Raw genomic sequence first — 13979 nt, 5'->3', positions numbered from 1 at the left:
ATATTTTGCAGGCTCACCCGGATAAAAGCGATCGCTCAGAATTTACTCAAGCCAAATTAAACAACATTGATCAAAAAATCAGCAGTGATGATTTTGCCATTTCGATTGAACTGACCCCAAAGTTTATACTTTCCTGATTGAGGAAATTTAGTCATAAAATGAACCTGTCCAGTAGGAGTATTTTTTAATGCATGAGCATGGATATAATCTTCTGCTGTTAAAGAGGTTGACTTTCGCAGGATAACTAAATGTCCTTTTTCTCCCAAGTAAGGCTGTAAGTCTGTAAGCGATTGATTGCTAGAAGCTTCTTGTAATTTAAAAATTAAAGTGACTTCTTGACCTGCTTTAATAGTGGATTCAGAGAGAATGAGATTGACTTTAGTATCATTAAAAATTTTAGTTCTGTCTAGGTTAATTTCTGGAGCAGCAATACTATTTCCAGGAACTTGCATTTTCAGTACTGAAACTTGTTCTGTTTGACTAACAGGTTTGTAATCACTAAAAAATGTGTAACCACCAGCTTGTGGAAAACTAGTTTTAACTTCAAACTGCCCATTATCGTTATATGTTGGATGAAGATGACTAAAAAATTGAAGATCATCACTAACAACAATTAAATGCATGAGCTTTTCTTGGAAAGTTTCAAAATTTGCGATCGCTTTCCCATTTAAATCTTGAACCTCAATCAATAGTGGAATATTTTTATTCTGGGTAATGTTACTAGGAACTTTGAGTTTTGCCTGAGTCAATGCTTTCTTATCACCATGAATCGTGCCACTTGTTGAATGTTCTCTATGATCACTCTCAGTGGTTGAACGCTCTTGATGCTGATGTGTGCTAACAGATATTGCTTTTTCTTGATTAGATAATAATGAGCAACTTTGAGCTAGCACTAAAGTAGTAGCTATAACAATCGTATTTAGAAATCGATTCATTGATTTAACTCCATTTTTTTAATAGATTAAATTATTCAAAAGTATCCACACAAGCTGAACAAGCTAATTTATGAACAGTAATTTGTAGGGTCATCTCTGAAAACTCCTGGCTATTAACTGATAAATCGTGATTTGTTTGAGTAGGTTTTTAATTTATTTATTCAACCTAGAATTAGCTTATATTCTCCACCTAACGGGAGAGTCAAGAGGAAAAATCAAAGAAATTAACTTATAAGTAAACACATAAAATTTCTATTCACCAACTTATGATGAACAGAAATTTTTAAAATAAAGGCTGTAATGAGGATATTAAAAATAGCAAAAACTAACTTATAGTCACCATTAAAATTTCAAGTTTTGACTTTTACTAGAAATTTTATTTTTTACTAAATTGACTGTTTTTAAGTACACTCGTAAGGGCACGGCACTGCCGTGCCCCTACACCTTGCAATATAATTTTGTACTGCATCTGAATGGGAACCGCTATATCTCTCACTAATTATGTTCAATAATTGGACAAATAGTTGAATAAGAATCATCAGGCTTAATTTCCCAACCAGAGAGCAAACCCGATAATTCTTGCCTCAAAATTAGTAATTGCTGAATTTGCTCATCAATTGCTTTTACCTTATCTTCTAGTTTAATTTTGATATGCTCACAAGGTAATTCCCCTCCATCATGAACATTTAAAAAATCTTTAATCTCTGATAAGCTTAATCCTAAACTTTGAGCGCGTTTAATAAAGTGTAGTCGCTCCAAAATATCAGAGTTAAATAATCTAAATCCACCTTCCGTTCTTCCTGATGATTTTAATAGGCCAAGTTCTTCATAGTAGCGAATAGTTTTAATGGGTACGCCGCTTTCTTTGGCAACTACACCAATCTGTTTTGCTTCTGCTTGGGCTAACATACTAACTAAACCCTCAGTGAGATATGATTACTGATCTTATACTAAACTCTCCATTCAACTGGAGAGTCAAGTATGAAAAGGATGATTCCATTAAGCTCATGAGACACTGATTTGAGTGGACAACTTTTCTTCAGTAGTGTTTGCGGCTTGGACTGCGATCGCACCACGAAACATATTCATACCGCAAGTGAAAGTATATTCACCTGTTGTTTCAGGGGTAAATTCCACAGTAGTAGCTTGATTAAGCGGTAAATCTGCGGCAATGTGAAAGTCTGGAATCAAAACTTGTTCTAAACAACTGCTGGGATCTTTGCGTTCAAATTTTAGTCGTACTGGTTTCCCGACTTGCACTACAATTCGACTTGGCTCATATCCTCCATCAACGGTGACGGTTGCTTCCTGAATATTTCCACTCGTTGCAACTGCTTTCTGAGACTTGGGTTTACTCAGCAAGAACCACCAAACTTCTAAGCTAATTAGTCCCAATCCGCCGAGGGTGACGGCTACTTTGTTCCCTAATGGCTGCTCAATGCGTTGAAATTGATTGGTTTGGACTGTTGCAGATGAGTGCGCCTGGTGGGAGTTTTGTGCAACTGCTTCACCAGATGCAATTGAGAATACAACTCCTAAACTGGCTATACTACCGATGAGTGCTGTTTTGTTCAACATTAAAAAACCTCCTAGGTGAATGTGAGTAAGTTACCAGCTATATTAAAGTTCCTGAAATTGCTCCTAGCAGAAATCCAAATCCTGCTAAAGTCCCGAAAAATATCACTTGATTGAACATTGTTATTTCCTCTACCCAAGTGTTTTAGGTTGGAAGTTACGTAAACGTAACGCATTCGTAACTACAGAAACCGAACTAAAGGCCATTGCTGCACCGGCGATAATCGGGTTCAGTAACCAACCAAAGATAGGAAAGAGAATTCCGGCGGCGATGGGAATACCAGCAACGTTGTAAATAAAAGCGAAGAATAGGTTTTGGCGAATATTGCGAATTGTGGCGCGGCTGAGTTGAATTGCTGTAACTATGCCTTGCAAATCACCAGAGATTAAGGTAATATCGCTAGCTGCGATCGCCACATCTGTACCAGTACCAATTGCAATTCCCACATCGGCTTGAGCTAAGGCTGGTGCATCATTAATACCATCACCAACCATTGCAACGATTTTGCCTTCTGCTTGTAGTGCTTGCACTGTAGCAGCTTTTTGATCGGGGCGGACTTCTGCCAAAACCCGCTTAATACCAACTTCACGGGCGATACTTTCTGCGGTGCGGCGGTTATCACCTGTGAGCATCACAACTTCTAAACCGAGTTTTTGCAGTACTTTTACCGCTTGGGTGGAAGTGGGTTTAATAGCATCAGCAATCCCCATTAATCCTTTGATTTCGCCATCAACTACTAACCAAACTGCGGTTTTACCCAGGTATTCTAAGCGTTCTTTGTCTTGTTGCAAACTTTGAGTGTTAATACTCAACTCTTCCATCCAGCGTTGTGTACCAATTTGTACGAAACGGTTAGTAACGATACCTTGTACACCACTACCTGCAACGGCTTCAAAATCTCTGACATCTGCTAAGGTTACTTCCTGAGATTGGGCGTATCGAACAACTGCTTCTGCTAATGGGTGTTCAGAATTACGTTCTAAGGATGCTGCTAGTTGTATCAGTTTAATTTCGTTGCCGTTAAGTGTACCGTTAACTGTGAGAAAATCTGTAACTGTCGGTTTACCTTGAGTAATCGTGCCGGTCTTGTCTAACACAATTGTTTGAATCTGATGTGCTATTTCTAGGCTTTCGGCTCCTTTAATTAAAATGCCGTTTTCTGCACCTTTCCCAGTACCTACCATCACCGAAGTTGGTGTGGCTAAACCCAACGCACAAGGACAAGCGATAATTAACACCCCGACTGTGGTAATCAACGCCAGGGTGACATTACCCATGATGTTGTACCAAATAATAAAGGTAAAGATAGCGATCGCAATTACCGCCGGCACAAACCACCCTGTAACTTGGTCTGCTAGTCTTTGAATGGGAGCTTTTGAGCCTTGAGCCTGTTGCACTAGTTGGACAATCTGCGCCAGTACAGTATCCTTACCAACTCTTGTCGCCCGAAACTTAAAACTTCCGGTTTTGTTGATGGTTGCTCCGATAACTTCATCCCCTGGTTGCTTTTTCACTGCTACACTTTCGCCAGTCACCATTGCTTCATCAACAGTGGATGTTCCGTCAACTACTTCGCCATCAACCGGAATTTTCTCCCCAGGACGAACCAACACTACATCGCTAATTTGTACTTGTTCAATGGGTACATCTACTTCTCGCCCGTTGCGAATTAACCGTGCTGTTTTCGCCTGCAAACCAATCAGCTTGCGGATAGCTTCTGAAGTTTGGCCTTTGGCGCGATTTTCAAACAGCCGCCCTAACAAAATCAAGGTAATTACAATCGCCGCAGTTTCATAATACACATCTGGCATCAATCCCTGAGCTATGAAAAAGCCAGGAAATAAAGTGGCAAATAGTGAATAGAAATATGCGGCACTTGTACCCAAAGCTATTAAGGTATCCATTGTCGCAGCATGGCGTTTGAAAGCTTTCCAGGTATTAACGTAAAAAGAGTAACCGCACCAGAACTGTACAGGAGTAGTAAGGACTAATTGCAGCCAAGGGTTATGCAGCCACATTGGAATCAAAGGTAGGTGTAACCCTGTCATCATCGGTAGTGAGCCAATCACCAGCACAGTGCCAATGATGCCCCCTACCGTCACCTTTCGCACTAAATCACGGGATTCTTTCTGGCGATATCTTTTTTCTTCATCATCTTCCCCAGTCATCAAGTTTTGTTCTTGGAGGGGATAGGCAGAATAACCTGCTGCATCCACCGCATCTTGGATGGCTTGTAAATCTGTTGTTCTGGGGTCATAATCAACTGTTGCCTGTTCTGCCCCAAAATTCACACTACATTCATTCACACCTGGGACAGAACTAATAGCATCTTCAATACTTCTGGCACAGGAAGCGCAACTCATCCCACGCAGCTTAAGTGTGGCATTCTCCATTTTAAGCCTCCAATTATCAAGTCGTGTTCAAGACTGATTTCATCTTGAATCATCCAGTTAACTGGAGAGTCAAGAGGGTAGAGGAAAAAAATTGGAATTAGCTAAAAAGTCACCACACTGCGAATTGATTCGCCTTTGTGCATCAATTCAAAAGCATTATTAATTTGCTCAATGGGCATTACATGAGTAATCAAATCATCAATGTTTATCTTCCCTTCCATATACCAATCAACAATTTTTGGCACATCTGTACGTCCTCTAGCGCCACCAAACGCCGAACCTTTCCAAACGCGTCCGGTTACTAGTTGAAAAGGACGAGTATTGATTTCCTGTCCAGCACCAGCAACACCAATAATCACACTAACGCCCCAACCTTTGTGGCAGCATTCTAATGCTTGACGCATAACTTTGACATTACCGATACATTCAAAACTGTAATCAGCACCGCCTTTTGTTAAATCAACCAGATAAGGAACTAAATCACCTTCTACTTCCTGGGGATTGACAAAGTGCGTCATGCCAAACTTTTCCGCCAAGGTACGTTTGCTGGGATTAATATCTACCCCGACAATCATATTCGCCCCTACCATCCGCGCCGCTTGGATAACATTTAAGCCAATACCACCCAAGCCGAAAACCACAACATTTGCTCCTGGTTCCACCTTGGCAGTATTGATGACTGCACCAACGCCAGTAGTCACACCACAGCCAATGTAACAAACCTTATCAAATGGAGCGTCTTCTCGAATTTTTGCCAGAGCGATTTCTGGCAGCACCGTATAGTTGGCAAAAGTGGATGTACCCATGTAATGATGAATCATCTGTCCATCAATGCTAAAGCGACTAGTGCCATCGGGCATAACACCCCGTCCTTGAGTTAAGCGAATGGCTTGACAAAGATTAGTTTTGAAACTCAAACAATATTCGCACTGGCGGCATTCGGGAGTGTACAGGGGAATTACATGATCCCCTGGTTTGAGACTGGTGACACCAGCGCCTACCTCCACTACCACACCAGCGCCTTCATGTCCCAAAATTGCCGGAAACAAACCTTCGGGATCATCACCAGATAATGTAAAGGCATCGGTATGGCAAACCCCACTGGCTTTCACCTCAACTAACACTTCACCAGCTTTTGGCCCCGATAGTTGAACGGTTTCAATCGTCAACGGCTTACCTACGCTGTAAGCTACTGCTGCTTTAACTTGCAACATCAGCCCTCCTAATATAGTTATTTGACTTTTCCCCAGTGCTGCAATACAGGGATTATTTCACTTAAACATATTGAGCGCATGATACACTTTTGTATCACTTCATCGTATTTATTAAGGACGATCGCCACGATAACGATAAATCTTATCTTTGTTAAAATATCATTCTCTAGCTAGATTGGTTAAAGGCGGTAACAGTTGTTTTGGCAACAATCTAAACTTGATGTCAGCACCAACCCCTAAATAATTTGTCCACCCCTCAATTAATACATTTTGTCACAGCTTATGAACCCTGCCCTAACTCAAATTGGCGCTCAAATGTCCAACCTGACTGGCGTAAGAGCAATCATGAAGGATATTATCGAGACATTACGAGCGGGTGCAGGGCAGCAGTTTATTAATTTGAGTGCTGGTAATCCGTTGATTTTGCCAGAGGTAGAGCAATTATGGCGGGATTGTACTGCACAGCTTTTGGCTAGCCCAGAATATGGTGAGGTAGTTTGTCGCTACGGCTCAAGTCAGGGTTATGCACCATTAATTGAAGCGATCGCCAACGACTTTAACAAACGCTACGGGTTAAACTTAAGCGATCGCAATATCCTCATTACCGCCGGCAGTCAAACCCTCTACTTCTACGCTGCTAATACTTTCGGTGGTTACACTTCTAGCGGCGAGTTAAAACAAATCGTTTTGCCCCTCAGCCCTGACTACACTGGTTACGGCGGTGTTTGCTTAGTTCCAAAAGCCTTAATCGCCTACAAACCGACTCTTGATATTGATGCAGCCGCCCATCGATTTAAATATCGCCCCGACTTCAGCCAACTGTCGATTACAGAAGATACGGGTTGTGTTCTCTTCTCTCGCCCTTGTAATCCCACTGGTAATGTTCTCACTGATGATGAGGTGAAAAAAATTACTGCCCTGGCTGCGCCTTACAATCTGCCCGTGTTAATTGACTCGGCTTATGCACCTCCCTTCCCGGCATTGAACTTTACCGAAATGACACCAGTGTTTGGCGATAACATCTTACACTGCATGAGTTTATCAAAAGCGGGATTACCAGGAGAAAGGGTTGGTATTGCCATTGGGAATGAAAAGTGGATTGAAGCGCTGGAGTGTTTCCAAGCAAATATTGGTCTCCATTCTTCACGTTACGGCCAAGCGATCGCAGCTCTTGCAATCAACTCTGGCGCTTTAGTGGAAATTTCTCACAGTGTCATCCGTCCCTTTTACCAAAATAAATTTACCGTTTTAGAAACTAGTTTAGAACAAGCGATGCCCAAGGATTTACCTTGGTTCCTCCATCGCGGTGAAGGAGCAATTTTTGCTTGGTTGTGGTTACAGGATCTACCCATCAGCGACTGGGAATTTTACCAGCAACTTAAGCAAGTAGGTGTGATTATTGTCCCTGGAAGTACCTTCTTCCCCGGTTTAGAGGAAGAATGGGCCCACAAACACCAATGCTTCCGCATCAGCCTCACAGGCAGCGATGAGGAGATAGCCACTGCTATGCAACGTTTAGCAAAAGTGGCTGAAGAAACTTATAAGCGTACGGCTGTGACTGCCTAGTAGTAAAAATGGAAATGAAACACGAAGAAGCAAACAAAGAGATAGGGAGCAAAGGCGCAAAAGTGCCCAGGAGCAGAGGAGGAAGAAAATCAAAAAAGTCCAGTCCCCAATCGCCAATCCTCAATCCCCAATCCCTAATCCCCAATCCCCAGTCCCCAGCCCCCAATCTCGACGATTGGCTAGAAATTGGTAAGATTGTTTCCCCTCAAGGGTTGTCTGGGGAATTACGCGTTTATCCTGTATCTGACTTCCCCGAAAGATTTGAGGTACCAGGGAAACGTTGGTTGTTGCGTTCAGGTGATACAGAACCACAACCAATCGAATTATTGACAGGACGTTATATTAGTAACAAAAACTTGTATGTGATCAAATTAGCTGGCGTGGAACATTGCGATCAGGCCGAGGCGTTGCGCGGTTGTAAGCTAATGGTACCAGCAAGCGATCGCCCCCAATTAGATGAGGATGAATATCATGTCCTCGATTTGATAGGCTTGGAAGTTTTCATGCAAGCATCTGGCGAACTTGTTGGTACGGTAGTAGATATTATCCCCGCCGGAAATGATTTGTTAGAAGTAAAGTTCCATGAATCATTTGCTACTGACAAAAAGCAACAGACTGTTTTGATTCCATTTGTGGAAGCGATCGCACCAGTCGTAGACTTGAAATCTCATCGTATTGAAATTACCCCGCCGCCTGGATTATTGGAAATTAATAATTAGCTCATTGCTGTCAACAATCTTGGCGATACATTAGAGGCGATCGCTTTATTTAACTGATACTAGCCTTACCATCGCTGAGTGCATAGCAGTCAACCGTCGGACAATCTGATCAATCTCCAAATCTAATATGCTGTAATCAATGACTGCTTGACGAATAGGTGTATGTCCTTGATTGACAGCTAGCTCTTGTATACGCGCCGTACGTAGCGCTTGCAGGTGCGGTTGAATTTTTTGCAGCGTTTCTTCCAAGTCAGGTAAAGGCGGTGGTATAACTTCCTGCTGTACTGAATCAGCTAACTGCTGTAACAGTAATGAAACTTGGCGAACAAAGGTTTCTAATTCTGGAAGTGGCACAGTTCCTCGAAAATATTCGAGATGGACAGCCAAAACTGTCACGGCATTAGTAAAACGTCCCATGTATACCAACAGCGTCATTACTGGTTCCACTATTCCTTTCTGCATCTGGGGTTCGCGCAGCAATCCTTGGAAAGAGGCTTGGGCATTACCAATTGCCAGTCCGGTTTGCCGGCGTTGACTGATAATCGTAGAGTCTTGCTCCTTTGTTCCTTGGTAAACAGCCATTACATCCCTAAAGTATTTGTGGGATTCTCGCAGAGCAGTGGCGAGTTGAGTAGGTAAGCGATCGCGTTCCCGATTTGGCAATATAAAGTAATGACTCGCAAAAGCTAGTCCCGCCCCAATTAATGTATTTAACACGCGAAAGCCAGCAAATTCCCAACCAATTGGATGACCAATATCGATAATTAGTAAGACAAATATTGATAAGAAAATCACTGAATAAGCATAGTTGAAACTGATCAGGGAAATGCCACAAAAGACTGTCAGCACAATGATTATGTCTAACACAGGCTTACTTGTGATGGTTGCAACTATGACAGCTGCTAACACAGCTCCCAAGATAGTCCCGCCAACTCGCTGGAAGAAACGCCAGAAAGTTGCACCAAAGTTAGGTTTGAGGACTAGGATGCTTGTCAGTGTCACCCAATAGCCCATTGGTAAATTGGTAATGCTATACAGAATTACACCTACAGTTAGAGTCACAGCAATGCGGAGAGCATGGCGAAAGATTGCTGAGTCTAAGGTAAGGTTTTCTTTGAGTAAATCTAAGAGCGATCGCTGTTTATCTTCAACTACAAGAAGTGTATCTACATCTCGCCCACTCATTTTGCTGCGATCTATTAGAGATTTAGCTGTCTGAGCCATGTATTGCAATTGCTTCATCAGCTTTTCTATCATCAGCACTAGGTTAGTGAGAGCAACGAGAGTTGTGTAGTCTGTCTCACTCCCAGCAATTGCTTTTCTTTGCAGATTTTCTTGTTCTTTCAGTGCCTCATAGATGCGGTTGAGATTTCCCAGATCGATGCTGGTAGGCTTGCCAGATATGGCTTTCGCTATGGATCGAAGAATCACTGATATTTGTTCGAGTGCATCGTCTACTAATTGCTGGACTGCGTGATATTGCTGATGTTGAAAGTGAGTTTCTAGTAACTCTGTTAAGGCAATAACTGAACCAAGCAAGCGATCGCCATCCTGAATTAGTACCAACAATTGTTCATCCATCCAACTTCGAGCCGAATTTCCAATTCGTGCAGTACCTAAAATAGTACGTGCTGTCTCTAACGCCTTTCTAATTTCGAGAATCTTTTCAGGTGTTGCCACTTTACCGAGAAATGCCTGAATGTAGTTAGCGATCGCACTGAAGCAGCCAGCCAAAGCTATCCGTAGGGGGTCATAAGGTCTAAAAGGCCACATTACTAACGAGAGTAGCATCGCCCATCCGCCTGCAATAAGACATAGCAGCGATCGCATGAGTGCGGCTTCCAAGTTTCCTGGCTGTGCGATCATGGAAATAAATGATATTCCTACCACCAGACCGACATTCGCGCCAGCATTACCGTACATGGATGCAAAACCTGAAGCAAGACCCCAGAGAAATGTCAGCACCACAGTTAGCGCTGGAACTTTAGCGGCTAGGGTAGCCACAAACATTGAAACAGCCATTCCCAAAGTAGCCGCCGTCATTGCCTTAGCTTTTATCTGGTAAGGGCCGCCAACATTCGCTAAGTTGACAAAGTAAGCCATTAAACCGATAAATAATCCGCTTTCTCTCTGGTTTATAAGTTGACCGATTAGCATGGGAACCCCCAATCCTAACGCTGCTCGCAAGCCGTTGGATATTGCTGGTTTTCCTGGCTGTGACTGGATCAGAAATTTCAGAAAATTACTTCGATTCAATTGCATTGTTTTTGTTAAAAAATTTGAATAATTTGAAGTTTTTAGTTAAATAGAGAGGCGGGTTTTCTGCGCCTTTTTTTGATCCTGGTATGGCAAGCGATAAGATTAAAAATAAATTCATGCTGTGTTTATGGCAACCCAACTCAGTGAAGCCAAATCCCAAACTGAACTGGTAATTTCTTGGGAAGCCTTACCCAAGGATTTTAAACTAGAGGATGAACCAGTGGAGAACACAGGTCAGCCACTTCTGGCTGGTGCTTTGCGTGAAAGCTTAGAAATCAGTGGATTTATCCAACCCCAGATGTTGATAGCTTCAAACTTTGGTCTTTGTGCGACAGTCAACGGCCAATTTATTGCCAAAGCACCTGACTGGGTTTATGTGCCGTCGGTTAATCAAGTTGTGGGTAATCGCAAAAGTTATACACCCAATTTAGAAGGGGATATCCCAGTGATCGCCATCGAATTTTTATCCGATACTGAAGGTGGAGAATATTCAGTCAAGCGAACTTATCCACCAGGAAAATGGTTTTTCTACGAGCAAATTTTGCAGATTCCCATCTACGTAATTTTTGAACCAGATGGCGGTTTATTAGAATTCTATGAACTGGAAAATAAACGCTATGAGTTAAAGCAACCCGACGAAAATGGCCGCCATTGGATTGATGTAATGGGCTTATTTTTGGGAACTTGGCAAGGAACAAAAGAAGGGCGAAGTGGTTATTGGTTGCGCTGGTGGGATCAAGCTGGTAATTTATTACCGTGGGCTGTAGAACAGATTGAACAAGAACGCCAACGTGCTGAACAAGAACGCCAACGCGCTGAACAAGAACACCAACGCGCTGAACAAGAACGCCAGCAAAAAGAACGGCTGATTGCTTATTTGCAATCTCAGGGTATTGACCCGAATAATTTGTCTTAATAAATAACTTCACTAATTATGGGCTGTTGCGAAATACCCGTAAGGGAAAGAAACAGAAACCTAAATTGTAAAGTTTAGGAATCTCCGCCGTTTACGGCGGGGAGGATGTCAAATTGTACGGTATAGTATTTCGCCAGCCTTTGGCACAAGCAAGATACCTTCATCCTCGCGGTTAGCCCATTCAGAAGGTCTAATAGTAGCCGGATCACGATAGTTCAAGTTATGAGCAACACACCGTTCAGCAGAAATACCAGTAGCTAAAATCACACAAATCCGCGCTTGTTCCCCTTTTATCGGATCAAATGTACCCATACCTTTTAAATGAGTACTATGGGCCAGCACTCCACCGGGATACTCTTGGAATTTATCCCACTGTTTGAGGAAGTAATCCCGCACATGATAACCAATTTGGGCTAGAATTTCGCCATGTGTATAGCTAAATTCGGTAATGTGAGGGGCGTATATAATTACTTCGCCTCCGTCGGCCACTACTGGCTCTAGCTTGTACATTCCTTTAGCTGCTGTCCAAATGTCGTCATACATTCGGGGCATTACTGAAAGCACTTGTTTAAAAGGCTGATCTACATATTTAATATGCAGTTTGGCTGATAATTTTGCAGCAGCTTCCCAGGCTGACTCTGGTTGATCTATGTAAAGTCCAGCTAGCTGATTTGTTTTGGGTGCAACCACCATCGCCAAGCAAAGTTTCGGGGTAGAAATCAGGTTAGCGGCTCGGTTAATCAAGCGTCGAACTGGTGTTATTCCCGGTGTACCAATAATCTCGTAACAGGTGATTAATGCACCTAACCAATGTGATATATCAATTACTTCCTGACCACCAATGCCGGGAAAAAAGTATTTATTCCCACCAGAGAAACCGACAACTTCGTGTGGAAAAACTGGGCCGCAAACCATTATTAAATCGTATTCTGTTACCAGTTTGTTGACACGGACTTCAACTGCCTGATGTAGCATTCCCCGGCTGATATCTGCTATTTCATCTGCCGAAATTACTCCACAAGAAATAAAGGTATTCGGTTCATTCCAAAGGTGGTTAAATATCTGAACTTTTTTAAAGATTGTCTCTCGCTCCTCCTGTGTCACCCCCACCAAGCGATTGATTTGTTCTTGACTCAAGGGATTATGTGTACCCAGAGCGATCAAAAAATCTAGAGCCGCTACCCTTTTACCCAACTCTTGATGAAGCAATCGAAACATTTGAGGGATGGGAGCAGTACGAGTGCCATCTGGAATTAATACTAAAATACGCTGTCCATCCAACTTAGGATCTGCCAAAGCTTGATGAACTAGCTCGGAAACTTGCTGATCTGAAAGTGTCCCGTAAGTTACAGCCAGTGAATACATGATTAAACTCCACTGTAGATACTAAACCCACCGTCTACAGGTACAACGACTCCGTTGACGAAACTAGAACCAGAACTGCATAACCAGATTAAGGTGCTGAGTAATTCATCCGGTTTTCCAAAACGTCCGGCGGGGGTATGCTCGATAATTTTTTGCCCGCGAACGGTCAAACTGCCATCTGTATTTAGGAGTAAATCTCGATTTTGTTCCCCAATAAAGAAACCTGGCGCGATCGCATTTACTCGCATTCCATCTCCATACTTTTGGGCGAGTTCGACGGCTAACCAGCGAGTAAAGTTATCTATCCCGGCTTTAGCAGCTGAATAGCCAACCACACGGCTGATCACCCGAATTGCAGACATAGAAGAAATATTGACAATACAACCATAGGGCTGGTTTTTTTCTATCATTGCTTGACCAAAAACTTGGCTGGGTAGTAGAGTACCGAGTAAGTTTAAGCTAACTACTTCCTCAAAAGCCGCGTGTGGCATATCAAAGATAGTCGCATCAGGGGTAATTGTGGCAGCCGGAATATTACCGCCAGCCATGTTTACCAAAATATCTATTTGACCCCAACGCTGTATAATTACATCCCTGGCTATTTCTAATTGGGAGCGATCGCTAACATCTGCCAGCACAGCTATGCTTTCTCCACCATTAGCAGTAATATCAGCTACTACTGCACCCGCCCTTGCTTCATTGCGACCCAAAACCACGACTCGCGCTCCAGCAAGGGCTAAACCCCGTGCCATAGCCCCACCAAGCACACCAGAGCCGCCTGTGACGACTGCTACCTGCTCTTTTAAACTAAAAAGTTTATTTAAAATTAAGTTTGACATCTTGTTTCAATTCGTAATTCGTAATTCGTAATTCGTAATTAAAAAATCAATATTAGGACTAACCTTTTCAAGGTAGGTAAAAAGTTTGGTTAATAAATTCTTGTTCGAGCTATTTACTCTGTGTCGCGCCAGTTGCTACAAGTCGGGGAACCCGCCCAACGCACTGGCTTCTCTGCGCCTCTGTGGTTAAATAAATT

General features: G+C 42.6%; 11 protein-coding genes. 3 read left to right on the top strand and 8 right to left on the bottom strand.

Annotation, left to right across the window (positions count from 1 at the left end):
- Positions 1–56: 56 nt before the first annotated feature.
- The 5 genes from H6G96_RS12110 to H6G96_RS12090 all read right to left on the bottom strand — a co-directional run bounded on the left by H6G96_RS12110 (position 57) and on the right by H6G96_RS12090 (position 6115).
- Complete coding sequence (locus tag H6G96_RS12110) at positions 57–935, bottom strand: hypothetical protein (RefSeq protein WP_190911680.1); 879 nt, start codon at positions 933–935, stop codon at positions 57–59.
- Between the two features lie 495 nt (positions 936–1430).
- Positions 1431–1844 carry a heavy metal-responsive transcriptional regulator gene (locus tag H6G96_RS12105; RefSeq protein WP_190911679.1) on the bottom strand — a complete coding sequence of 138 codons (414 nt, stop codon included), beginning with the start codon at positions 1842–1844 and terminating at the stop codon, positions 1431–1433.
- Positions 1845–1940: 96 nt separating this feature from the next.
- Positions 1941–2513: a cupredoxin domain-containing protein gene (locus tag H6G96_RS12100; RefSeq protein ID WP_190911678.1), complete on the bottom strand. Its 573-nt coding sequence runs from the start codon at positions 2511–2513 to the stop codon at positions 1941–1943.
- Between the two features lie 129 nt (positions 2514–2642).
- The gene (locus H6G96_RS12095) at positions 2643–4904 is read right to left on the bottom strand and encodes a heavy metal translocating P-type ATPase (protein ID WP_190911677.1); all 2262 of its coding nucleotides are present in this window, start codon (positions 4902–4904) and stop codon (positions 2643–2645) included.
- Between the two features lie 101 nt (positions 4905–5005).
- Positions 5006–6115, bottom strand: a complete 1110-nt coding sequence (locus H6G96_RS12090; protein ID WP_190911807.1) for an S-(hydroxymethyl)glutathione dehydrogenase/class III alcohol dehydrogenase — start codon at positions 6113–6115, stop codon at positions 5006–5008.
- A gap of 285 nt (positions 6116–6400) precedes the next feature.
- Between H6G96_RS12090 and H6G96_RS12085 the strand changes: the two genes are divergently transcribed.
- Positions 6401–7684: a valine--pyruvate transaminase gene (locus H6G96_RS12085; RefSeq protein ID WP_190911676.1), complete on the top strand. Its 1284-nt coding sequence runs from the start codon at positions 6401–6403 to the stop codon at positions 7682–7684.
- Between the two features lie 14 nt (positions 7685–7698).
- Entirely contained in the window at positions 7699–8403 is a 705-nt protein-coding gene (gene rimM, locus H6G96_RS12080) for a ribosome maturation factor RimM (RefSeq protein ID WP_190911675.1), read from the top strand.
- Positions 8404–8448: 45 nt separating this feature from the next.
- On the opposite strand, the gene H6G96_RS12075 is transcribed toward rimM, so the two are convergent.
- A complete protein-coding gene (locus H6G96_RS12075) occupies positions 8449–10665 on the bottom strand; it encodes an FUSC family protein (protein ID WP_190911674.1) in 2217 nt (738 codons plus the stop codon).
- A 124-nt stretch (positions 10666–10789) separates the two neighbouring features.
- Here H6G96_RS12075 and H6G96_RS12070 point away from each other — a divergent pair, with 124 nt between their 5' ends.
- Positions 10790–11578: a Uma2 family endonuclease gene (locus tag H6G96_RS12070; protein ID WP_190911673.1), complete on the top strand. Its 789-nt coding sequence runs from the start codon at positions 10790–10792 to the stop codon at positions 11576–11578.
- Positions 11579–11686: 108 nt separating this feature from the next.
- Here H6G96_RS12070 and H6G96_RS12065 read toward each other — a convergent pair whose 3' ends face one another.
- Complete coding sequence (locus H6G96_RS12065) at positions 11687–12943, bottom strand: lactate racemase domain-containing protein (protein WP_190911672.1); 1257 nt, start codon at positions 12941–12943, stop codon at positions 11687–11689.
- A gap of 2 nt (positions 12944–12945) precedes the next feature.
- Positions 12946–13782 carry an SDR family oxidoreductase gene (locus H6G96_RS12060; RefSeq protein WP_190911671.1) on the bottom strand — a complete coding sequence of 279 codons (837 nt, stop codon included), beginning with the start codon at positions 13780–13782 and terminating at the stop codon, positions 12946–12948.
- Positions 13783–13979 lie beyond the last annotated feature (197 nt).

The organism is Nostoc sp. FACHB-892 (genome assembly GCF_014698795.1).
GTDB lineage: Bacteria > Cyanobacteriota > Cyanobacteriia > Cyanobacteriales > Nostocaceae > Nostoc.
Note: the sequence above shows the minus strand (reverse complement) of the source record. Positions and strands in the feature narration are given on the sequence as shown.